Source organism: Paenibacillus sp. FSL R7-0210 (genome assembly GCF_038009085.1).
GTDB lineage: Bacteria > Bacillota > Bacilli > Paenibacillales > Paenibacillaceae > Paenibacillus_AQ > Paenibacillus_AQ silagei.
The window spans coordinates 1,748,175-1,772,553 of the sequence record NZ_JBBPAR010000001.1; the positions used below are offsets into that span (position 1 = coordinate 1,748,175).

Here is a 24,379-nt window from a genome sequence, read left to right on the forward strand (position 1 = left end):
GATGGAAGTTGTAGATTTTTTGGGACGGGGCTGGACGTATCCGCTCGCTGTCCAGCGGGGCAGTCTCCGATCCTCCGGTGGAGAAGACTCCATCCGGGAATCGATCATTCTGATTCTGTCAACGGCCCGCGGCGAGCGGGTCATGCGGCCGGATTTCGGCTGCAGACTGAATGAGCTGGTGTTCTCGCCCAATACCATGAGTACCGCAACCTTGCTGCGAAGCTTCATTGAAGAAGCCTTGCAGAACTGGGAGCCGCGCATTGAAGTGGACGACATTACGGTCACCCCGCGCTCGGACCGCTCCGAGCTTGAGGTGTCTATTGACTATTCGATTAGAGCCAGCAACAGCAAATATAATCTGGTCTATCCATTCTTCCTTGAAAGCGTGGGGAAATAATGCCAAAGCAAATACCTATTATTGATAATCGGGATCAGGAACAGCTGGTTCCCGAGCTACGACGTTTAATCTACCAATACTGCAGCCGGGAATGGACGGATGTGCCGGAGCTTGAGGCAGACAAGAAGGCAGATGCGCTGGTCCATATCTTCACCGGGATGATGGGCAAAGTGATCAGCCGGCTGAATCAGGCGCCTGCGAAGAACTTCACCTCCTTCCTGAATCTGATCGGCATTCATCCTACTCCGCCCCGTGCTGCCAAAGTTCCGCTGCTCTTCCGGCTGAAGCCGGATTCGGGCAGCTATAACACGGTTCCGGCCGGAACCCGGGTATCCGCCCAGCCGGAGCAGGGGGCGGAGGTGGTTTTTGAGACAGACAAGGATCTGACCGTCATTATGGCACAGCCGGTCCGGGCGGTGAGTCTCGATCCGGAGGAGGACCAGTGGAGCAATCAGGATGATCTGCTTGCCGGGGGACCTGCCGGCAGACCTGCCCGGCTGTTCAGGGGCGATTCTACAGTAGTCCACAGATTGTATCTGGGGCATACAGAGCTGTTAGGATTCCAGGAAGCGGGCAGCAGCTTATCGGTCTATTTCAACAAGCCTGATGCAGCTGCGCTGAGCAAGGCCGCGCCGGGGCAGGACAGAACCGGGAATCTACTGAACCATATGGACTGGTTTTGTTTCGATGAAGAAGGGAATTCTGTACAGCTGTATCCTTCCTCGATAGCCGAAGCGGAAGAGGAAGAGAATGCTCTGTGGAGGGCAGTGGTCCGGTTCGACCGGCTGACTGGCGTGCATACGAAGACGCTGGCGGGGTACGGATCGTCCGGGACGCTACGGGAATGGCCGGGCAAATGGATCTTCGCCGAGCTGAAGAAGCCTATAACCACCGGAGTGCTAATGCCAGATATCGAAGATATCCGCCTGGAGCTTAACGTGGTGAGTCCGCAGCCGCTACCGCCGGATGTGACGGTGAATAACGGAAACCTGCTGGATATGGGCAAGGATTATTATCCGCTGGGGGACAAGCCCAGAATCAACGATACGTTCTATATCGCCTGCGGGGAGGCCTTCTCGAAGCCGGGTGCCCGGATTACGCTGAGGGTGGAGCTGTCGGAGCCGGAGATCAGCAAGCAGCCGGACACACCGTATGTGAGACTCGGCTGGGAATACTGGAACGGGCAGGAATGGCTTGCGATCACCAGTCTTGAAGAGAGAGCGGACGAAGGCGGTGCAGCTTATGGCGGTGCTGCCCTCCATTCGGTCAGCAGCCTTACTGCCAGTGGAACGCTAAGCTTCGTCTGTCCGGGTATCCGGCCGCTGACGCTGGGCGGTGAAGAGCAGTACTGGGTCCGGGCCCGCATCACCGGCGGGAACTACGGCGAGGATGCGAAATACGAATATCAGGATGAAGAGGTCAAGCTGGGCGAAGGAAGCATTAATGTAGCCAAGCTCAAGGTGACCCAAGCGACTTATGCGCCGCCTTCCATCCGTAAGCTCAGCATTGCTTACAGCTACACGCTGGAGGCGCACCCGCAGACCGTGCTTACAGAGAATAACTTCAGCTTCGCCGACAGGTCGGCGGCCTGCCGGAACGAAGGCGAGTATTTCAAGCCCTTCTATCCGTGCGCTGAGACGGAGCCGACCTTCTATCTGGGCTTTGACCGTGATATCAGCGATCTGCCCGTGTCGCTCTTCTTTCCGCTAACCGGTGAACAGCTGGGCCGTCCGGTGGTTGCGTGGGAGTATTGGGACGGCAGAAGATGGCTGACGCTCAGCGTGAATGATGAGATCAGAGGCTTCACCCGCAGGGAGATTCTGCAGTTTGCCGTGCCGGGAGATATTGCGAAGCGGCCGCTGTTCGGTACGGAGCAGTACTGGATACGTGCCCGGCTGGATGAAGGCCGGTTCGAGATTGTCCCGCAGGTGGATGCCATTCTCGCTAATGCGGTCTGGGCCCGCAATTCCAATACCGCTGCGGGAGAGCTTCTGGGCTCCAGCAATGGTGAGGAGAATCAGATCGTTCAGTTGTCCAAGATACCCGTGCTGCCCGGCCAGCTTCTTAAGGTCCGGGAAGCCACCGGTCAGGGGGCATGGATACCGTGGGAGGAAGTAGATACATTCTCCGTATCCTCTTCAGATTCAAGGCATTATATGCTGGACAGAAGCACCGGAATGATCATGTTCGGGGATGGACGGAGCGGCATGATTCCGCCTATGGGCACTGACAACATCCTATGTGACTACAAGCATGGCGGCGGGGCTTCCGGGAATGTTGCTGCAGGCTCGGTATCGCGCATATGGGACAGCTACAGCTGGCTGGATTCCGTAACGAATCCGGTGGCGGCGGACGGTGGCTTCGATCAGGAGGAAGCGGAGAAGGCCGAGCTTCGCGGGCCGCATACGCTGAAGAGCTGGAACAGGGGCGTAACCGCTGAGGACATGGAATGGCTGGTGCGTGAAGCGATGCCCCAGATTGCCAAGGTGAAATGTCTCAGTGCTATGAACCGGGAGCTGGAATTTACCCCGGGTAGGGCAACCCTGATCGTGGTACCGGAGACAGACGATCCGAGACCGGTCCCGAGCCAGGAATTGCGCAGTGAGATTGAAGCCTATCTGTGTGAACGGATCTCAGCCCCCCTGAACACCGCCGAGCCGGGGATAGAGGTCATTGGCCCGGACTATGTCCGCACTGCTGTGGAGGCAACCGTAGTCTTTACCTCTCCGGACCAGCGGAAGGTAGCTGAGGGCCGGATCATCGATAACCTGAAGCAGTTCTTTCATCCGCTTAAAGGCGCAGACGGGAACACGGGCTGGGAGCTGGGACAGAACCTGTATGTCTCCGAGGTCTATGCCGTGATTAAGCAGACGCCGGGTGTTGACTATGTATCGGATGTGCTCGTCAAGGCTTCCGTGCAATGCTTCACGCTGAAGCTGGAGCCGCTTGAGAACGGGCCGTATAAGCCCCAGGCCGCCTATCCGAAATACAGCCTGGTGCGCTCTGAGGACAACGCGCTTCAATTTGCCCTTGCTGAGCCGGTGGAGGCCGGGGATGAAGTGAAATCGCTGGTGATCAGAGGATTCAAGGAGAACGGAATCATCACGCTCCGCTACAGATCCCGGAAGCCGGTAGAGCTGATAGTCCTCTCCATCGACGGTGACATGCTCGAATGCCAGACCCTTGATGAAGAACCGCTTGCAGAGAGCTATCCCGAGGGCAGCGATCTGGAATTTGGACTCACGGATGATCTGACGGTCCGGACGTATATCCTCAATAGGCTGGAATCGGGATTGGTAACCTTTGTGGTGAAGACCGCGGTATTCGAGGAGAAGGATATTGTCTTCCTGAGCCGGACGGATGAATACATCAATACCACGCCGCTCAAGATCCGCACCATCGGCAGCGGCAATATTCATCTGGAAGAGGACGAGCTGATCTGCGGCGGGCTGCATCTGGTGAACAAGCCTCAGGAGCATCTTTTTCCATATCTTGTGGATAAGCGTGCTGGCCTGCTGCATGATCTGACCGCAACTACGGCAGCGTGCGGGCTGGAGGATATCCGCATGGAAGAGCGGAGGTATCTGACGGGGCTGTCCGGTATACCGGACACAGTGGCGCGGTGTCCGTATTGTAATGCCTTGGAGCCGTAAGTACAGAAAGGAGGAAGAACCTATGCCGCTTCCAGTATTGAAGCTGGATGATCTTGGCTTTGACCAGCTTGTGGCTGACGCCACTGCGCTGATTCCGCTCTACGATCCGGAATGGACGAACTATAATCCCTCCGATCCCGGCATTACGCTGGTGGAGCTGTTCGCCTATTTCACAGAGATGGTCCTCTACAGGCTTGACCAGGTGACCGATGAGAGCAAGCAGCAATTCCTCAAGCTGCTGGGTATCACCCTGGAGGACGGAGAGGCATTGGCCAGCGGAATATCCCGCGGAGCGAAGCAGTTCTCCGAATGTTATAGGGCTGTGACGGCAGAAGATTACCAGCTGCTGGCGAGGCAGAGCCTGCTGGATATCCCGGGGATTCGGAGCACGTATCCCGACCTTGCGGTCCGAACGCTCTGTCTGATTAATACGGATATGGAGAACGGCACCGGGCGGAATAAAGAAGCCTTCGGGCATGTGTCGGTGGTTCTGGTGCTCCAGACTGCGAATCAGCAGGATCTGCGCAGGGACATGACGGAGATCAAGCAGCAGGTTAAGGCCTTCCTGGAGAAGAGCAAGCTGCTGACGACCCGTGTCCATGTCGTTGAGCCTGATTACCGGGACGTTGTGATCGAAATGACGGTTGCCGCCGGGAATCAGAGCATCGGGAGTATCGTGAACGATAGTATTGTACAGTTCCTGGACCCGGTTAACGGGGGAGAGCACGGACAGGGCTGGCTTCCGGGGAGGAAGCTGTACGCCTCGGATCTGTATCATCTGGTAGAGGGAATCGCCGGCATTGATCATGTCACCAGCGTGACTCTGGACTCGCCCGACCTGCTGCCATTCCAGTTATTTAAGCTGAAGGACCTGAAGATTGAGGTGGAAGCATGAGCAAGACAGACGGGTACAGTTATGTGGAGTATCTCCCCCGGGTGTTCCAGCAGAAATCGGGGGAGTCCGATGAACAGTTTTTTCTGGGACGGTTCCTGAAGGCCTTCGAAGCCATGCTCTCCGGCAATACGGGGACGGCAGGCGCGGAATCTGTGGGAATGGAGGCCTTGCTGGATGGATTGCATCAATACTTCGATCCGCAGACGGCTCCCTCACAGTTTCTGCCCTGGCTTGCAGGCTGGGTGGGCCTCCAGTTGGCCGGAGGCGTAGAGTATGACGGTGAGGAGGATAACCTGGAGCGCACGCTTGCCCCTACGCAAATTCTTCCGCTTGCGGACACACGCAGCACCGTTAACCGCAAGCTGATCAGCAGCATCGTCCAGCTCTACAAGAAACGCGGAACCCTCGGCGGTCTGGCCGAATATTTGCAGGTTCACGCCGGTGAAGAGGCGGCCATCCGTATCTATAGCTACGAGGAGCCTGTCCGTCTCGGTAATGGCCGGCGTATAGGCATCAATACGATGGTTGGGGCGGCCGAGCCGAGCTACTTCTCCGTCCATATCATCCTCCCGGCGTACAGCCGGAGCCTGCTGCAGCAGAAGGTGCGGAATCTGCAGGAGGTGATCCGGAAGGAGCGGCCCTTTTACACCAATTCCAGCTTGAATATTGAAGTCCCGTCTATGCGTCTGGGGGTCTATGGGCGTGTGGGGATGGAGACCTTAGTCGGGGGTATGACAGAGCAATAGAGATTATAGACCGGGAGGCAAGCGAATCATGGGAAAAGAATTAAGAAGAATGAGCTACTTTGACGGGCTCTTCCTGAACGCTGAGGATTATAAGCTCGATCAGGAGTTTCACCTGCGCCTGCAGCGTCTGCATAACCGTTATCTGCATACCTGGGGAATTGTCTGCGGGCTCAAGGTACTGCCCTCGGCGAAGCCGGGGGAATCCATGAAAGTGAGTATTGCGGAGGGGCTTGCCCTGAATCTGGTGCTGGTCAAGAACGGTGACAAGTATGAGAGCATCAGCCAGGAAATCCTGATCTATGAAGGGCATCCGGATAATCCGGTCAACCTCTCCGAGTATAACGCCAATGAGAATATCTACATCTGGGTCAGCTACGAAGAGGTGGGGGCCGAACGCAGCATTGAGCGTGGTCAAGGGGAACAGATCCATATCTGGGAACGGGGAAAAATCAGTCACGGAACCACTAAGCCTGAGGGTACCGATACGATCCTTCTGGCCCGGGTGGTTCCCCGCACAGAAGGGGCAGGCATTACCATCGACAGTACATGTATTTACGATTACGACAGTGATGCGGCCCGGACGCCCTTAAGAACCTATGCCGGTGCCGCTGGCAAGAAGCTGGTCACGGAGAAGCTGGTGATCCCGGTTCAGAGTGAAGACAGCATGGACAGCGCGGGGCTGAGTGAAGCCGTTCTGGCAGCGATGCCGTCTATGACTACACTTCAGGCCGGTAAAGTGCTGGAGATCAGAGCTCCCGAGACCCGCTTCACCGGGGCTATGAGTGTGGCCGGAGCGCTGACAATTGAGGGCGAGCTGATTCTGAAGAGCAAGGACAAGGCCCAGAGCGAGATGCGGATTATGAACAGCTTCGTTGAGGTGAACAGCCCCAACACGGATGATCCGAACTATGTATTCCCCGGTGCGCGTGATGGCGGCCTGGAAGTATACCGGGGCGACGGGGGCAAGCATGATGCACGGATTGTCTGGGTGGAGGAGGATAAATGCTTCAAGGCCGGGCTCGGCAACGATCTTAAGACCATTGCCTACGGCAATGAGTGGGACAGCCTGATCAAATCTGAATTCGCTGATCTGCTGCATCGGCACAGTAAGCTGTCTTCATCAGCAGGCCAAAGCTTCGGCTTCACCGGGGCGGGCAAGCTGTACAGTGATGCTGATCTTGCCCTGCAGGACGACAGAATCCTGCTGCTGAAAGGAACGAACCCGGACACGGTTGACCATTCGCATGGTCTGGGCTGGTTCGGAGCCGGGAAACCCTTCGCTGCGGCAGAGGTGGATGGTCCGGTAGTATTCGGCGGCAGCGGCGGGGCCCTCGGAACCCGGACGGTTAACGCCGACGGCTCCCGCACAGACAAGCAGGCGCTCTCCTGGAATAAGAACGGCTATGTCGGCATCGGCCCGCAGAAGGTACTGGAGGATTCGCTGGATGTCGAGGGCAGCGTACGCCTGCTCAGCGGCCGGAACCCGCTCCGCTTCACCTCCGCCTGGACGGGCTTTCCCGACAAGCAGATGAACGGTGCGGAGATCTGTAACGATACTACAGATTACAAGGCGCTGATGATTGTCGGCAACAACTCTGCCGGGCAGAAGCGAAAGGTCGCCATCTGGGACCGGCTGGATGTGAACGGATTTCTGTATGTGAACGGGACAATGCAGGCCTCCCAGGAGATTATTCCAAGCACGGGGAACGGGGCGCACAGCGGTATTATATTCCCGGCCAATCCGGGCGGAGGCGGGTCGGATCAGGCGTGGATTAAGTACTATCCCCGTACAGGTGAGGATTGCACGCTGGAGATCGGCACCTCCAATGACAGGAGTGATCATATCTCCCTGATCGCCTCCGGCAATGTGGGCATCGGAACGCTGGAGCCAGCCGATAAGCTGGATGTGGCCGGGGAGCTGCGTATCCTGAGCGGCCAGAATCCGGTCCGCTTCACCTCTGGCTGGACAGGCTTCACAGGTCAATCGCCCAACCATGCCGAGATCAGTAACGATACTACGAACTACAATTCATTGATGATCGCGGGAAACGGGAAATCAGGAGTCCGCAGAGTCTCTATCTGGGATAACCTGGATGTGAATGGCTCCTTGCAGGTGAAGGGGGGCGCCTATATTGGCGGCGACCTTGAGATCAAAGGCAGTATCAAGACAGAGGTATTCAACTTCGCCGGCAAATTCAAAAAGCTGGATGTGGCTGAGGAATTCGCCGCCGTTGTACGCTGCGCTGATTTCTACATCGGTTATCCCGGACGCCGTGGGGCTCCCGGCCGGGCGCTGGTCGACAATGGCAGCCATCTGGTGCTCAACTACGGCAACGACTGGTCCTATGCTTCTGTCCACAGCAGCCTGGAAGTGAGAAATGCCCTGATCCCCAGCGCAGGCAGCGGCAACAACGGGATTATCTTCCCGTCCGATCCCGGCGGCGGCAGCGGCGACTCGGCCTGGATCAAGTACTATCCGACCAGCGGGGAGAACTGCGTGCTGGACATCGGAGTTTCAAATGATGCCGGCGACCGCATCTATCTTCATGCCAGCGGCGGGGTCTATGCCAACGGCAGCATGTACTGGTGGTCTTCGCGCGAGCTGAAGGACAATATTGCCGACATTCCGGTCAAGGAAGCGAAGCAACTGCTGGACGGGCTGAACCCGGTCTCTTTTAAATACAAAGGAGGCACCAAGCCGAAGACCCTCGGCTTCATTGCGGAGGAAGTACCGGCCGTTCTGGCCGATCCGGAGCAGCGGGCGATCAGCGGGATGGATATCATTGCTGTGCTGACCAGCGTGATGAAGGATCAGCAGAAAGCGATCACAAGAATGCAAAAACAAATCGACACCCTGCAGGGTGCCTAAACCTTAGGAGGATGAACTCATGAAAGAACAATTAGAAGCACGCATGAACGAACTGAAGGCAGAGCTTGAAACCGGGCGGCAGATGATCCAGGAGCTGGACGAGAAGCGTACCAATCTGGGATATACCTTAACACGCATCAGCGGGGCCATTCAGGTGCTGGAGGAGCTGGCTGCCGCAGAAGAGGAGTCCGTTCAGGCCTAAGCAAGCTGTAACTATGAAGAGCCGGGAGGAGTGGGATTGTGCCAAAGGATATGAAACGCATGAATTATTTCAACGGGCTGCTGCTGAAGGAAGAGGATCTGACGCTGGATCAGAATTACCATAAGCGTGTGCGGCAGCTGCACAACCGTCATTTTCATGATTGGGGAGTCGTGGATGGTCTTAAGGTCACCATGCGGGACGGGATAACCGTTGAGATCGCTCCGGGCTTTGCCCTCAACCGTGTCACCGACCCGGAGCACAATGAGGAGATCAGCCAGGAAATTATGGTCAGTGACGCTCACCCGGATCGGGTGATTAATCTCTCCGGGTACAGCACTTCGGATCAGATCTATATTTCTATCAGCTATAAGGAAAAGCTGACGGATACAGATCTGCTCAAGGGCGGAGGCAACCCCATCCATGTGCTGGAGCAGGCGAACATTGATATAAGCTCCCGAAAGCCCGCAGATGTACACCAGAATATCCTGCTAGCCCGTGTGAATCTGAAGCATTCCCAGGACGGGTCCTTAACGATCGGCGGGATCTATGAGACGGATGTAGACGGGTCTCAGCTGGTGACCAGGGCGGCAGGCGGGACGGTGCTTAAGGCAGATCAGATCATCATCGGCAAAGAGAAGAAGCCTGAGACGCCCTTCCTTAGCAATTCGGAGGAACTGGACGGTGAGGCAGGGAGCCGGCTCAATGTTCACGCTGTGCTGACTGAGTTCACTGGCGATATCAAGGCGGGAGCCATCAGCACTTATGGAGCGGTGGATATAGACGGCACGCTATCAGTAACCTCGGGCAGCGCAGCGGTGTTCAAGGTGAATGAGTCCGGCGATCTGGAGGTCTCCGGCGCGTCCACTATGGAGGGGCCCCTCTCCGCGAAGCAAGGGATTGAAGTCAGCGGAGGAATGGCGGTGCTGGACGTTCCGCAGGTTATCATCGGCGGAAGCAAGGTTACCCTGAATCAGAATGCCGCTGAAGAAGACCGGATGGGCCTTGAGATCCTGCGCAAGGATCATTCCAGTGCCAAGCTGCAATGGGATGAGAAGAATGAGAGCTGGATGATCGGAACCGAAGCGCTGGAGGGTGACAAGGCCAGCGGCATGTTCAAGGTTGCTTACGGCGCAGACTGGGAGCAGCTGCATCACGGCGCGAATGCGGACAGCTTGCATAGCCACAGCCAGCTGAATGCTGCGGACGGCAAGCCGGCACTACGTACGGACGATTCAGGTACGGTCCTGGTTGACCGGGGGATGAGTGTATCCGGTACACTTGTATCCCGGCAGGATGGCTTGGAGGTCTTCCGGGGAGCCACGCTGCCCAATGCCAAGATTGCCTGGAATGAAGCCGCGAAATCCTGGCAGACCGGCACTGCCAATGGGGATATGACCAATATTCCTGACGGGAAGCAGTGGGAAGAGCTGACCGGCGGCAACCGGAACGCAGATGCTCTGCATACCCACAGGCAGTTCCATAACGAAGACAAGAGCCTGCTTGCGCTGGAGATTGGTGCCGACGGCAATGTGAATATCCCCCATGAGCTGATGGTCGGCGAGACCCTGACCGTGAACAAGCTGATCGTCCGGGAAGAAGAGGTGGTGATCCGGAAGGTCGAGCAGGAGGTGGCGGACAGCTTCCTGACGGTCAATAAGGCGGAAGATCACACAGCTCTTGGCAACAAGGGAGGGCTTGATGTCTACCGGGGCAGCCAGCTTCCGGCAGCGCGCATGGAGTGGAACGAAGCAGAACGCAAGTGGAAAATCGGGCTTGAAGGCAGTATGTCCGACATTCCCTACGGGAACAAATGGGACTCGCTGATCAGCGGGTCTGTGGCGGATGCTTCCCACAAGCACAGCACACTGAGCACACCGTCCGGCGGAACGATTCTGTCGGCTGACGGGCAGGGAAAGCTGTCGGCATCCGGGAATCTGGAGCTCGGCGGTACCTTGCTAGCCAAGGGCAGTACAACGCTGAAGTCCGATCTGAGTGTCGGAGGCTCGGCCACGATTGAAGGCAATTTGACGGTCAAGGGCACCACTACCTTCGTCAAAAAGGAAGATCTGGTGGTAGTCAGCAACCGGATTGAGCTCAATAAATTCGAGGGGAACAGCTCCTCCCTGAAGCAAAGCAGCATTGAGGTCTACCGGGGCAAGCTGAACCCGAGCGCCAAGCTGCTCTGGGACGAGACGGATGGCAGATGGAAGCTGGGACTGGGCGACGAGCTGTCCAATATTGCCTACGGGAGCAATTGGGACGCATTGACCGGAGGGGTCAGCTCGGATGCCGATGGCCTGCACCGGCACAATTCCCTGAGCGATAGCGCGGGCAACACAGCTGTCCAGGTTACTGCAGATGGTGATATTGAAATGATCAATGATGCTGAGGTGCAGGGCTCCCTGACCGTCAATAACGGGGCGGAGGTCAGCGGAGGTCTGGCGGTTCAGGGCCTGGTTAAGGTAGATGGCAACCTGATCGTCAAAGGCACCACGACAACGCTTAACCGTGAAGATCTGGTCGTCACTAATAACGTCATTGAGATCAACAAATTCGCAGGAGATACCCCGCCAGCCACTGAGAGCGGCATTGAAGTGTTTCGGGGAGAAGCGCAGCCGCCTGCCAGAATGTTCTGGAACGAAAGCGAGCGGAAGTGGAAGGTGGGTATCGGGAATTCTCTGGAGAATGTCGCCAGCGGCAGCTCCTGGGACAAGCTGACACAGATGGCGAGTGCAGATGCTCTGCATCTCCATAGTCAGCTGTACAACCCGAAGAGCGACATCCTGGCACTCAGTGCCAGCGCCGAAGGGGATGTGAATGTTCACCATGACCTGACGGTGGGCGGTCATCTGACGGTAGCCGGAGATCTGGAAATCCGGGGAGCCTCCGCCAGAATCGCCTCAGATCAGCTGGACATCGGCAGTCCCTGGATTACTGTCAACAAGGATGCCGGTACGGTCAAGTCGCTTGCAGGTGGCGGACTTGAGGTCTATCGCGGCGCGGATGAGAATCCGGCTAAGCTTGCCTGGGATGAGGTCAAGTCCCAGTGGCAGCTTGCAACACCTACAGACAGTGCGGCATTGGTAGTGGATACATCAGGCAATGTCCAGGCCTCCGGCGCAGTGAAGGCTGCGGGTGCCGCGATTACAGGAGCAGTGACTGCCGCCAGCGCGGCAATTGCCGGAACAGTGACGGTTGGAGACGGCATCGAGGTGCAGCAGGGAACCGAGACCAACGCGCAGATCAAGTGGGCCAAGGACCGCTGGAAGCTGGGTACTGCCGGCAGAACGGTACTCAGCCTGACCCGCAGCGGCAAGATGGGAGTGGGTACGGATAATCCTACCGAGGTGCTGGATGTGGCAGGCAAGGCGGTCTTCCGGACAGAGACAGAGGTCTCTGGAGCGGCTTCCTTCTCAGGTAAGCTGACCGCTCATAGTGATGCTGTATTTGAAGGGTCAGCTTCTTTTAACAAAGGGATTGATGCAGCTGGTGCTGTGATTAGTAAGGATGCAGTTATCTCCGGGAATGTTACTGCCGGAGGGTTTGAAGCTCCGCGCGGTTTGAACAAAGACGGAATTCTTCAGCCGAATGCCCGGATCTACTGGAATAATGAGCAGAATGCCTGGTTCTATGGCGATGGGGTCACCTTCTCTGAATTCGGAACAGGGAAGGGCGGCCAGAACAAGCTGTTCAATTCGCTCGGTAACACGATCGCCCTGTTCTCGGATGCGAAGGGGTATGTCGGCATCGGAACCACGGTTCCGCTGGCGCTGCTGGATGTTAGAGCAACTGGCGGAGACAGCTTGTTCAGTGTTACCAAAAACGGAGAGGTCGGCATCGGAACCTTAAGCCCTGACCCTAAGTCCAAGCTCGATGTTCAAGGGAATGCAGTAATCCGCGGGGAGCTTAGCGCAGTCAGCGCCGCCATATCCAAAGATCTGACCGTGAACGGCAATCTGACGGTAAATGGCGACATTGTGACGATCAATGCGGCTACCCTTGAGGTAGAAGACAACATCATAAGAGTCAACAAATATGCTCCTCAGAGCACCCCGATTGTCCAAAATGCCGGTCTAGAGGTATTCCGCGGCGGGACCGTTCTTCCAGCCCAGCTTCTATGGGATGAGACCGCCGATGAGTGGCTGGCCGGAGTCTCGAATACCCTGAAGGCTATTGAGTTCAAGGGCCATACCCACCCCGAGTATGCTTCACTGTCGGGGGCCATCACTGTTGACGAAGGCAATGTCGGGATTGGCACGGATGCCCGGGCTGCTAAGCTGGAGGTCAAAGGGAATGCCGTTGTCAGCGGATCATTGACGGTTACAGAGGCTTCGCTAAGCGGCGGCTTGGCAGCAGCAAGTGCAAAGATCAGCGGCCTGGCTGCACTTAAGGATGTCACGGTCAGCGGAGGCTTCACTGCACAGGACGCCACCGTCACCGGAAGTCTTACGCTAGGCCATGGGATTGCAGTGGACAGGGGGACGGATCAGAAGGCACAGCTGCTCTGGGATGAAGCCCAGGATGTCTGGACGGCGGGTATTGTAGGAAGCATGAAGCAGCTCTCTTACAGCGGCCATACACACGAGGAGCTGTCGGAGCTGACCGGAGTGCTGAAGATCGCCTCCGGAAATGTCGGAATCGGCACCGCAGCGCCAACGGCCAAGCTTGAGGTGAACGGCAATGCGGCTGTGTCCGGCCGCATAACCGTTGCTGACGCGACAGTCAGCGGAACGTTAACGTCTAAGCGCGCCAACGTCAGCGGCGTATTAACGGCTACGGATGCCGAGGTAAGCGGAACGTTCTCCGCGAAGGACGCTGCAGTTACGGGCAGCCTGACTCTTAGCCAGGGGATCGATGTGGGCAGGGGCACAGGCGCCAAGGCGCAGATCGTATGGAACGAAGCACTGGCTGAATGGCAGCTGGGACTTGCGGGCAGCCTGAAGCAGCTCGCTTACAGCGGTCATACGCATCAGGAGCTTACGGATCTGAACGCTGTGGTGAAGGTGGCTTCCGGTAATATCGGGATAGGCACCGCCGCACCAGCCGCCAAGCTGGATGTGAACGGCAATGCCCTAGTATCCGGGAAGTTAACGGTCACTGACGCCGTTGTGAACGGTTCGTTAACCGCTAAGGACGCAATGCTGAGTGGCACAGCCGAGGTGAAGGAGGCTACGGTTAGCGGAACGTTGAATGCAAAGAAAGCTGTAATCAACACCTTATTAACGGCTGCAGATGCCGAAGTGACTGGATCGTTCACTGCTAAGGACGTCACAGTCAGCGGCGCGCTGTCAGTGAAGGACCTGACCCTCAGCGATACACTGACCGTGAAGGATGCCAAGATCAGCGGCAGCCTGGTAATCACCCAAGGCATTGAGGTTGCCCGTGGCAAGGATAAGAACGCACGGATTCTCTGGGATACTGCGGCTAATGTATGGCAGGCGGGCATTGAGGGGAGTATGCTGAATCTGGTCACCCAGGATTCCGTCTATGATGAGCTGGTCCAGGTTGCAGGTGCATTAACGGTAGATTCCAGCAGCAATATCGGAATTGGAAAAGCTCCGGCCGATGATTACAAGCTGGATGTGGACGGCAATGTGAGGGCAACGAACTTCGCGCAGACCTCCTCCCGGACCTACAAGGAGAACATCGCCAGCCTGCCGGTGAAGAAGGCGCTGGAGCTGCTGAACAAGCTGAAGCCGGTGACCTTCAACTACAAGACAGAGAACGGCAAGAAGCAGAACATCGGCTTCATTGCCGAGGATGTGCCGCAGATTTTCTCCACTGCCGATCATAAGTCTGTAGTGCTGATGGACATCATCGGCGTACTGACCACGGTAGTCCAGAAGCAGCAGAAGGAAGCTCAAGACATGCGCAAGCAGGTCAATGAACTTAAGGTTCAGGTCACGGCCTTGGCAGGCGCTTAATTGCAATAAATCCTCAGTGTACAAGGTGAAAAAGCAGCTCCTGCAGCGAATATGCCGCAGGAGCTGCTTCATTTGGCAGGGTCTTCTAAGGGGGACCTTGGATTAGGGCTGTCAGTGAAGTTCAATCCGCATCGTTCATGTAATGTCTGCTAATCGCACAGGCCAATTCCTGGATCTGCTCCTTCAGCTCCACCGGCTCCAGAATACGAACGGAAGTACCGAAGCTTAACAGATACTTGGGCAGGTACTTGTTCATGGACGGAACATCGAGCAGGAACCGCGCCTCCCGGTCGGTCCGTTCCGTCAAGTAGTGACGCAGATGCCAATTGCTGCACAGCTTGTTTAGCGTATCCGGCTCCCCTTCGATACGGATCACGACTAGAAGGGCGTTTTCCTCATGTTCCGGCTCCAGCTGGCTGCGGAAATAGGCAGATACCGAGAAGGGCTCCGGCTTAGGGAAGCAGGCTTCCGTTAATGCAAGATTGACAATACGGTCCACACGATAGGTCCGTATGGCCTGTGCCCGGTGACAGAATCCAACCATATACCATTCCGAACGGTCGTAAGCCAGACCATACGGATCGACTTCGCGCTCTTCATCCTGTGCAGCATTCTCTTTCCGGTAGGTGAGGTGAATGGTCTGTCCCGCCTTCACAGCCAGCTCCAGCTCCCGCAGCAAAGGGACGACAGACGGCGGACGGGACGGGGCAATGACATCGAGGCCGCTGGTTAGCAGCGACAAGTCATGGCGCTGTTCTTCGTGCAATCCATTCTCCACCTTCTTGAGGGCGCTCTCCAGCTCCTTCGCATAAGGATAACCTGCGCCTACCGCGAATTTATAAGCATCTACCAGTGCCTTCAGCTCTAGCGTGTTGAAGAACAGGGGCGTCTCACTGAAGCTCTCCAGAATATGGACTCCGCCGTCATGTCCAGATTCGGCAACCACCGGGACGCCGCTGGCGCCAAGCGCGTCGATATACCGGTACACGGTACGGACGCTGATTTCCAGACTGTCCGCAATCTGTGCGGCAGTGAGTTTTTTGCCGGACCGCAGCATCCATAGCATAGCCAGCATATTATCCCATTTTGCCAATTGAAGCTCTCTCCCAGGTCCGCTTTTCATCCAACTGATGAATGCGGGCATTTTTTTCTCAGTCTACCATGTAATATTCTGCTGTTCCATCCGCTTTATGCTATGATGTGGAATATGGTATTTTCTGAGAGAGGAGGGGGCACTTTATGATCACTTTTAAAAAAATCATGCAGATTATTGGTCTTAGCGTTCTGGTCACGGGTGTTGCTCATTCCCCGGCCCCGGCTGCCGCAGCTTCCGGTTCCACCCAATCCGCCCAATTACCCGCGATTCATATCTATCTGAATAACTCGCCGATCACTACCTCCGCAGGGGGAGCCACACTGATGAATGGTACCGTGATGCTCTCACTGGACAAGCTATATGTCAGCGGGGCTACAATTAGTTATGATGAACATACGAGGATGATCACCATTAACAACCTGTTCACGACAGGCAGCATGAAGATCGGTAGCCGGATTGCCACTGTGAACGGGAAGCAGATCACTTATTCCGCTGCCTTCCAGCAAGTGAATATGCAGCTATACATACCTTTGCGGTTCGTTAATGATGCCATTGGCGGCACAATGGACTGGAATGCCAATAAACGTGAAGCGTTCATCAGCTATCCTCTACAAGGAATTCGGAATTGATCCGTTGGATATCGGTTAGGCGGGGTTTGCTGGAGGCGTAAAGGGGAAAATATAGAAGAAGGATACATGAACAAGCTCCTGTGTGCATCGCAGGGGTTTGTTTTTGTATGTGTTCAATCTCTTATTGATATTTAATTTTAATAAAATAATAATTATGTTGAAATAATATTTCAGTAATGGTATTCTGCATTTAGAGAGCGATTTCATAAACGGAAAAGGATGATGGAAATCATGTTAGAGCATTTGACAACGGAGACCCGCAATAAGAAGACCATGAACCTGGATGAGTTAACACCGCTTGAGCTTCTGGAAGTGATGAATGAAGAAGATCACAAGGTCGCACAAGCTGTGAAACAAGTCATTCCGCAGATTGCCGAAGCTGTGGAAGTGATTACAATGGCGATCAGACAAGGTGGACGCTTAATTTATATGGGGGCTGGAACAAGCGGACGTATCGGCCTGCTGGATGCTGTTGAATGTCCGCCAACCTTTGGAACAGCACCTGAGGAGGTCATCGGGCTAATTGCCGGGGGAGAGAGAGCATTTATCAAAGCCGTCGAAGGTGCGGAGGACAATGAACAATTAGGGGTGCAGGATCTACAAGATATTAAGCTGACAGCCTCAGATGTTGTCGTCGGCATTGCCGCCAGTGGACGCACACCCTATGTGATCGGCGGATTAGAATATGCGAATTCTATTGGAACACCCACTGTAGCTGTGAGCTGCAACAAAGATTCAGCGATTGGCAGAATTGCCGGGATTGCGATTGAAGTCGTAAACGGACCTGAAGTGTTAACCGGGTCAACACGTTTGAAGGCGGGGAGTTCGCAGAAATTAATCTGCAATATGCTTTCCACCGCTTCGATGATTCGTACGGGCAAAGTATATGGAAATTTAATGGTGGATGTACAGCTGACCAATGAAAAGCTTGTAGAACGTGCCAAACGGATTGTGATGGATGCGACTGAGTGTGACGCTGAAACGGCAGAGCGTGTTCTGAAGCAGGCAGATCAGAAGCCGAAGATTGCCATTGTGATGATCCTTGCGGGGCTAACTATGGAAGAAGCTGTGCAGCGGCTGGAAGAATCACAAGGCTTCGTCCGTCAGGCGATTCAATAATACGATAAGAAGAAGGGGGCTACAACATGAGTAAATATCATGATTTAGCGGTCAACATATTAGGGGCCATCGGCGGCCGTGCAAATGTATCCGAGTACACCCATTGCATGACTCGTCTTCGTGTAACCGTTGTGGACCGCAGCCGGATCGCTGAAGCGGACTTGAAGCAAATCGACGGGGTTCTGGGAGTAGTAGATGATGAAACCTATCAAGTCATTCTCGGACCGGGAATTGTTACCAAAGTCGCTGAAGAATTCGGTAAAGTGTTGGAAGCAAGCAGTCCTGAGGGCGATCCGTCAACTTCGGCTGAACAATTACAGGCCAAAGGCGCACAAATGAAAGCGCAGCTAAAAAAGAAGAATGATACGCCGTTCAAAAACTTTTTGCGGAAGATCGGAAATATATTCATCCCGCTTATCCCTGCATTCGTGGGAGCCGGATTAATTGCCGGTATTGGCTCCATTCTGACGAACAATATGACAGCGGGTAATTTAGACACAGCAACCTGGCAGCAATATGTGACGATCTTAAATGTCATCAAAAATGCGATTTTCAGTTACCTGGTGATTTATGTCGGTATTAACGCTGCCAAAGAATTCGGAGCTACGCCTGCTCTCGGGGGAGTAATCGGCGGGGTAACACTGTTAACAGGGGTTACAGCGGACCTGACCATTACTAATATATTTACGGGTACACCTCTGACACCGGGTCAAGGCGGGGTTATTGGCGTTCTCATCGCTGTATGGATTCTGTCCATCGTGGAGAGATATTTGCGTAAAGTGATTCCTGATGCGGTTGATATTATCGTTACACCTACAATTGCCTTGCTGGCCGTAGGACTGATTACAATCTTTTTCATCATGCCGTTCGCCGGATTCATCTCCAGTAATCTAATCGGAGCGATTAACTGGACGTTAGAAGTGGGAGGAGCATTCTCAGGCTTTGTATTAGGAACAGCGTTCCTGCCGCTTGTGATGTTAGGGCTGCATCAGGTATTGACGCCGATTCACATTGAGATGATCAATGATTCAGGGATGACGCTACTGCTTCCGATGCTGGCTATGGCTGGGGCAGGTCAGGTTGGAGCTTCCATCGCCTTATGGATTCGCTGCAAGAAGAATAAATCATTGACGAACATGATTAAAGGCGCTCTTCCGGTCGGTATTCTGGGAATCGGCGAGCCATTGATTTACGGGGTTACTTTACCGCTGGGCCGGCCGTTTGTTACAGCTTGTATTGGCGGCGGGATTGGTGGTGCAGTCATCGGTTTATTCGGTAACGTAGGAGCCATTGCTATTGGTCCTTCCGGAGTTGCGTTAATTCCCTTGATTGCGGGTGGATTATGGCTGAAATACGTAATAGGCTTAATTGCAGCTTACGCTGGCGGATTTATCGCGACTTATCTCTTCGGTACACCCAAAGAGGCTATGGCAGAACAGGATTAAGCGACCCTGAGATATTGAGGTGATTCCAGTGCTCGGAATTTCAATTTTTGCGGCGGACCGCACGTTAGAAGACAACGTGAAGTATATGGAACACATGAAGGCTGCAGGCTGTACCGAAATATTCACCTCTCTTCATATGCCGGAAGATGAGTTCGGAGCATTGAAGGAGAAGCTGCTGGAGATCGCAAAGGCTGCCCGGCGGTTAGGAATGGACCTGATGGCGGATATTTCCGGAAAAGCATTGGAGAAATTTTCATTTCCCTTTCTGTTGGATGCTGGTGTTACAGGTTTGCGGATGGATTTTGGATTTAGCGCCGATGAAATTGCAGCCTGCTCACAACAACTGAAAATTGCCTTAAATGCCAGCACCTTAACCCCAGAGTTCTTGGCTGACTTAAAAGAGCATCATATTTGTCTTGAGAACATTGAAGCCTGGCATAATTATTATCCCCGCCCGGAGACAGGTCTGGATAAAGAATCGTTCATAGCGAAGAACAGGTGGCTGCAAGCCGAAGGGATTACGACGATGGCCTTTATTCCGGGAGACGGGCTGAAGAGAAAACCGTTATTTCAAAGTCTGCCTACCTTAGAGAAGCACCGGAATCATTCTTCTTTTCTGGCATACCTGGAATTAGAGCAAGATTGTGCCGTGGACAAAATTTTCGTTGGCGATTTAACCCTCTCAGAAGGGTCTCAGATTCAATTTCAGCGGTATGAGGAAGGGGTTATTCCTTTGCGGGTAACCCAAGAATTACCTTATGCCTTATGGGATAAGGTCCACCGGAACCGCTTGGACGCTGCCCGTGATGTGATTCGCTCTGAGAGTGCACGGACAGATCGGGAACGTTATGGAATGACCCGAAGTATTGCGCCTATGCATACGAACGAGCGGCCCAGAGGAACGATTACCGTAGATAATTATTTGTATGGCCGTTATGAGCATGAGCTACAGATCACACTAAGAGATCTGCCGGCACATGAAGCGGTTAATGTGATTGGTCATGTGATAGAAGAGGACCTTCCTCTATTAGACTACGTCAGACAAGGCGGAAGACGCTTTAGTTTCACAGCTGCTACTTAATGATTACTCCCCTCTATTTTGTTACAATAAGGAGAATAGACTGAGGAGAGGAGTTTAGAACTTGGCAGCAGGAAGCATGATTTCTCAAATTGAACTGGTCTTAAATGAACTGCCGGAATCCGAAAAAAAAGTAGCGGAGTACATTCTTGCCAATGCTAAAGAAGTGATGCATATGAGCATACATGAGTTAGCGGCTAAAGCGGAGGCGAGCAGTGCGGCGGTTGTCCGTTTTTGCCGGTCGCTGGGCATCGAGGGCTTCCCCGCGCTCAAAATCCGCTTATCCGCTGAAGTAGAGAACACGAGTTATGTCGGCTACTTTGATGTTGAATCTAATGAGACGGTGCATTCTATCATTGATAAAATGTTGTCCAATACCATATTGACCTTTCAGAATACGGCCAGTCAACTGGACGCGCATTCGATTGAGCAGGCCGTGAGCCTGTTACAGCAGGCAGAGGTTATTTATGTGTATGGGATAGGGGCGTCTTTCATTATTGCAGAGGATGCGGCACAGAAATGGCTGCGGCTCGGCAAAAATGTATATGCTATTTCTGACCGTCATTTATTGGCGGCAGCTATGGCTACGAAATCAGAGAATGCTGTCTTCTGGGGGATTTCGTATAGCGGGGAAACGGGCGAGGTCATTCAATTAACCAAACGGGCCAAGGAGCATGGGATCAGAACAATCAGCCTTACCCGACCTGGAAATAACAAGCTTTCCCAGCTGGCGGATGTTTCTTTATTTACATCACGTGCCCCGGAAGCCACACTTCGCAGTGCGGCAACCAGCTCAAGATTCGCCCAATTATTTGTGCTTGATATTGTCTTTAGCGTATATGCTTCTGCCCAGCATGATTTGACTGTGGCGCAGCTGGCGAAGACAAGGCAGATGATTGAAGTTTTGAATGACTAATGTTGAACCTCTGCATAAAAAGGGGCTGTCCTAAAAGCCATGCAATGGCTGCTTGGGACAGCTTTTTATTTTGGGGCACCCGCCCATAGGATGCTCCCAGATTCTTTACTTTCTCAAAGAATTCATACAATCGTCTGGCCTCTGAATCCTGACTCCAGATATTGCAAGGTATCCATCGCCTTCTCCAGTCCCGGCTCATTCATCTTCAGCACCTCCCAGTGTGATGTATCGGCACCCTTCAGGAAATGATATTGCTCATTCCTCAAGCCGGAGATTGTCGATCAGGAACCGGCGCAGGCTGCTGATGAATGTATGGGTGGCATGGCTGATGTAGCGGTCGGCCCGGTAGATCAGTCTGAGGTTGCGGCAGGGGGCAGTATTCAGGATCGGAATGGAGCAAAGTCCGCTGTTCTCCATGCCCTCAAGCAGTCCGCGCGGTTGTATGGTGCCGCCAATCCCGGCCTTGACCAGCTGAAGCAGCGAGGTGGCTGATCCGGTCTCCATTATCGGCTCCAGTCCGAAGCCAGCTTCCCGGCAGGTATTCTCCACCAGCTCTCTGCCGATGTAGGTGCGCGGATACATCACAAGCTGGATGTGCTGAAGCGAGGACAGCTCAATGTGGCTCATCGCGGCATAAGGATGATCTTCGCGGACAATCAGATGATAAGGCTCCCAGCCCAGGTCCACTTGAGTCAGCATGGAATCACGCGGACCCGGAAGGCAGATGCCGATGTCCAGCTTGTTCTCCAGCACCTCCTGTTGAATAAGCGTTGAAGCGAAGACCTGGAGCCGGATATTCGGAAAATCGGCATGGAATTTAACCAGCATCGGGGTTAGACGGTAGTCCAGGTCAGAGGGCAGCACCCCAAGCCGGATCATGCCGCGGTTGTCGGAGCGCAGCTCATTAATCGCTGCCTTGGCATTCTGCTCATTCTGAATCATCCGGGCTGCGTAGTCCTTTAGGAGGGACCCCGCTTCGGTAAGAGCGATTTTTTTGCCGATCCGGTCGAACAGGGGCATGCCTATTTCACCTTCCAGTACTTTAATCTGTTGGCTTAGTGTCGGTTGGCTGATACCCAGTCCCTCAGCGGCGCGTGTGAAATGCAGTTCTTCGCAGACGGCCATGAAATAGTGCAGGTGGCGGGTTTCCATGAAATTCACTTCTTTCAGCATAAGATCATAGTAAATTACTATTATAATAATATAAACAATAGTATTGATCAATATATGACATCGCCGTATACTCAGGCTAAATACAAAATACTGATATGGAGTGATGGAAATGCCTTTCTTACTATTATTCGTTGCCTTGCTGGCAGCCTCATTAAATATGCGTCCGGTAATCACTTCGGTCTCACCGCTGCTGGGTAACATTCAGAGTGATCTGGGGATGAACAGCCTGCAGGCCAGTCTGATGACAACACTGCCTGTCCTGTGTATGGGGATATTTGCACCCCTTGCCGTGAGCATCAGCCGGCGCTTCGGTCTGGAGCGCACGATCTTCGGAGCTATGGTGCTGATCGGGGCGGCGACAGCCGCACGCGGGTTCTTGTCTTCATCCGCCGGTCTCATTCTGACGGCGCTGGCAGCAGGCGTAGGGATCGGAATTGCCGGACCGCTGCTGTCCGGCTTCATTAAGCGTTATTTTCCCGGCCGCTCGGCTATGGTCAGTGTGTATTCCGCCTCAATGGTGATGGGTGCTTCACTCGCAGCCGGGCTGGCTGTTCCGGTCTATACCTGGCTGGACAATTCCTGGCAGCTGTCCCTGGCACTATGGGCATTCTTGTCGCTCGCCGCTCTCCCTGTCTGGTGGAGGATTGCCGCGCGGTCCAAGCCGCTGAAGGAGCAGAGTGTACATGCCCGGCTGCCCTTGGCTAACGGCAGAGCCTGGCTGCTGACCCTATTCTTCGGTCTTATGGCGAGCATCTTCTATTCGCTGACGGCCTGGCTGGCGCCGGTGGCAGCATCCATGGGGTATAGCAAGCATGAAGCGGGCAATCTGCTCACACTTTTCACCTTGATACAGATTCCGGTAAGCATCCTTGTGCCGATCCTTGTTGCCAGATTCCAGCGGCGCACGTTATGGCTAGTGCTGTGCAGTCTGTTCGAGCTAAGCGGACTGCTGCTCCTTCTGGGCTCAGCCTCACCGCTGCTGAGCGCAGTGCTGCTCGGCATTGGCGCTGGCGGATTATTCCCGCTGGCTCTAATGCTGCCGCTCTTAATGACGGAACGGGCGGAAGAGGCCAGCTCCTGGTCGTCGCTTAATCAGGGGGGCGGGTATTTTCTCGGAGCTTTGGGACCGCTCGCGGTTGGACGTATCTACGATGCCTCGGGTTCATTCCAGCCCGCGCTGATCGGCATGGCTGTGATCACTGTACTTATGATCGCGGTACAACTGATGATAGGCAGAAGCTCCCGCGAGGGCAACGCTCTAAGGAAGAGTACGGCTTCGAGCTGAATGCCGACGGCCTGAAGTTCCAGAATGCCAAGTAACCCTTGAAGGGATGGCTGTGGCGTTAAAGAGAAGATAATGACACGTTAGCGCGCTCCTTGAGATATGCCCTGGAGTGCGTTATTTGTTATAATGGGTACGGGTGACCAGAGTACAAGCCAGGTGAAGAGGAGGACATGAATATGAATATGAATATGAATGTGGATGTGGATGTAGATAGGGTGGAAGAGCCGGCCGTTCAGCTTATCGGCATGCTGGGCCAGCCGTATGACCCCAAGAGGGTCCAAGCCGTGCTTAAGCCCTATGGCGTTAAGCGAATGCCTGCGCCGAAGAGCTATTTCAACGACACCATGATCCCGTGCGCAAAAGCATCTCTGAGGATGGATCTCTACCGTATCCCCAAAATCAATGAGCTGACCGGACTGCAGTATACGAATCCCGCTGAATGGATCATCGGCGCCATCCACTTCCTTCCCCCTGGTTCGGGCGTCGAACTACCTTATCCTGTTATTTTACCTGAAGGCATTACGATGAACTCTTCGCCTGAGGAAGCGATTGCCGTCTATGGTCCTGCGCAGCTGGACGAAGAATGTGAATGGCCCGGATTTTCCGGCCGCATTATCGCCTGGCGGGGCGAGGGAATAAACATCGCATTAGAATACGAGTATAGCAGAGAAGGTAGAGTGCTACGAACCTATATCGCCTGCCTAATCGGCTGCATCGGCGCTTGGCGGAGCGATAACCCGGAGGTTTTTGCACCATGAGCAGGGGAGGGCTGATTCTGGTAGGACAAGCTTTCGTTAGAATCGCGGAGAGCTGCCGGAGAGCTGCCCTCCCTGCAACCGACACACTAGAGAACATAGCAGTTGGATAAAGAGCACTTGTTTCGGCCGAACCGCTCCCTTTTCAAGAAGCAGTTGGAAAAAAGGCACCTAGTTCCATGTATTCTATGAAATCG

The 24,379-nt window shown here is 54.3% G+C and carries 17 protein-coding genes; 14 read left to right on the forward strand and 3 right to left on the reverse strand.

The features are described from left to right. Window position 1 precedes the first annotated feature (1 nt). The 7 genes from MKY64_RS07505 to MKY64_RS07535 are packed head-to-tail and all read left to right on the forward strand — an operon-like array spanning window position 2 to window position 14,686. The gene (locus MKY64_RS07505) at window positions 2–397 is read left to right on the forward strand and encodes a GPW/gp25 family protein (protein ID WP_036733369.1); all 396 of its coding nucleotides are present in this window, start codon (window positions 2–4) and stop codon (window positions 395–397) included. Beyond that, window positions 397–4,050 (forward strand): putative baseplate assembly protein, encoded by a 3,654-nt coding sequence (locus MKY64_RS07510; RefSeq protein WP_340951950.1) that lies wholly within the window; start codon window positions 397–399, stop codon window positions 4,048–4,050. The genes MKY64_RS07505 and MKY64_RS07510 overlap by 1 nt, the downstream gene beginning before the upstream one ends. Window positions 4,051–4,072: 22 nt before the next feature. After that, window positions 4,073–4,945, forward strand: coding sequence for a hypothetical protein (locus MKY64_RS07515; protein WP_340951953.1), 873 nt, complete (start codon window positions 4,073–4,075; stop codon window positions 4,943–4,945). Beyond that, complete coding sequence (locus MKY64_RS07520; RefSeq protein WP_340951955.1) at window positions 4,942–5,691, forward strand: phage tail protein; 750 nt, start codon at window positions 4,942–4,944, stop codon at window positions 5,689–5,691. The genes MKY64_RS07515 and MKY64_RS07520 overlap by 4 nt, the downstream gene beginning before the upstream one ends. Before the next feature lie 28 nt (window positions 5,692–5,719). Beyond that, entirely contained in the window at window positions 5,720–8,560 is a 2,841-nt protein-coding gene (locus MKY64_RS07525) for a tail fiber domain-containing protein (protein WP_340951957.1), read from the forward strand. A 19-nt stretch (window positions 8,561–8,579) separates the two neighbouring features. Continuing rightward, window positions 8,580–8,762: a hypothetical protein gene (locus MKY64_RS07530; RefSeq protein ID WP_036733381.1), complete on the forward strand. Its 183-nt coding sequence runs from the start codon at window positions 8,580–8,582 to the stop codon at window positions 8,760–8,762. A 38-nt stretch (window positions 8,763–8,800) separates the two neighbouring features. Next, entirely contained in the window at window positions 8,801–14,686 is a 5,886-nt protein-coding gene (locus MKY64_RS07535) for a tail fiber domain-containing protein (protein ID WP_340951965.1), read from the forward strand. 121 nt (window positions 14,687–14,807) lie between these two features. On the opposite strand, the gene MKY64_RS07540 is transcribed toward MKY64_RS07535, so the two are convergent. Continuing rightward, on the reverse strand, window positions 14,808–15,779 hold the full coding sequence (locus MKY64_RS07540) for a helix-turn-helix transcriptional regulator (protein WP_340951968.1): 972 nt from the start codon (window positions 15,777–15,779) through the stop codon (window positions 14,808–14,810). 146 nt (window positions 15,780–15,925) lie between these two features. Here MKY64_RS07540 and MKY64_RS07545 point away from each other — a divergent pair, with 146 nt between their 5' ends. The 5 genes from MKY64_RS07545 (at window position 15,926) to MKY64_RS07565 (ending at window position 20,969) form a co-directional block, all read left to right on the forward strand. Further along, window positions 15,926–16,411, forward strand: a complete 486-nt coding sequence (locus MKY64_RS07545; RefSeq protein ID WP_340951971.1) for a copper amine oxidase N-terminal domain-containing protein — start codon at window positions 15,926–15,928, stop codon at window positions 16,409–16,411. A gap of 231 nt (window positions 16,412–16,642) precedes the next feature. Then, the gene (murQ, locus tag MKY64_RS07550) at window positions 16,643–17,530 is read left to right on the forward strand and encodes an N-acetylmuramic acid 6-phosphate etherase (RefSeq protein WP_340951973.1); all 888 of its coding nucleotides are present in this window, start codon (window positions 16,643–16,645) and stop codon (window positions 17,528–17,530) included. Window positions 17,531–17,556: 26 nt separating this feature from the next. Next, entirely contained in the window at window positions 17,557–18,975 is a 1,419-nt protein-coding gene (locus MKY64_RS07555) for a PTS transporter subunit EIIC (RefSeq protein WP_339249161.1), read from the forward strand. A gap of 28 nt (window positions 18,976–19,003) precedes the next feature. After that, window positions 19,004–20,056, forward strand: a complete 1,053-nt coding sequence (locus MKY64_RS07560) for a DUF871 domain-containing protein (RefSeq protein WP_340951976.1) — start codon at window positions 19,004–19,006, stop codon at window positions 20,054–20,056. Window positions 20,057–20,117: 61 nt separating this feature from the next. Continuing rightward, window positions 20,118–20,969 carry a MurR/RpiR family transcriptional regulator gene (locus tag MKY64_RS07565; RefSeq protein WP_340951979.1) on the forward strand — a complete coding sequence of 284 codons (852 nt, stop codon included), beginning with the start codon at window positions 20,118–20,120 and terminating at the stop codon, window positions 20,967–20,969. A 122-nt stretch (window positions 20,970–21,091) separates the two neighbouring features. Here MKY64_RS07565 and MKY64_RS07570 read toward each other — a convergent pair whose 3' ends face one another. Then, window positions 21,092–21,235, reverse strand: coding sequence for a hypothetical protein (locus MKY64_RS07570; protein ID WP_340951982.1), 144 nt, complete (start codon window positions 21,233–21,235; stop codon window positions 21,092–21,094). Next, window positions 21,225–22,121: a LysR family transcriptional regulator gene (locus tag MKY64_RS07575; protein ID WP_340951985.1), complete on the reverse strand. Its 897-nt coding sequence runs from the start codon at window positions 22,119–22,121 to the stop codon at window positions 21,225–21,227. The genes MKY64_RS07570 and MKY64_RS07575 overlap by 11 nt, the downstream gene beginning before the upstream one ends. Window positions 22,122–22,251: 130 nt before the next feature. Between MKY64_RS07575 and MKY64_RS07580 the strand changes: the two genes are divergently transcribed. Beyond that, window positions 22,252–23,427, forward strand: coding sequence for an MFS transporter (locus MKY64_RS07580; protein WP_340951987.1), 1,176 nt, complete (start codon window positions 22,252–22,254; stop codon window positions 23,425–23,427). Between the two features lie 176 nt (window positions 23,428–23,603). Beyond that, window positions 23,604–24,185, forward strand: a complete 582-nt coding sequence (locus tag MKY64_RS07585) for a hypothetical protein (RefSeq protein ID WP_340951990.1) — start codon at window positions 23,604–23,606, stop codon at window positions 24,183–24,185. Window positions 24,186–24,379 lie beyond the last annotated feature (194 nt).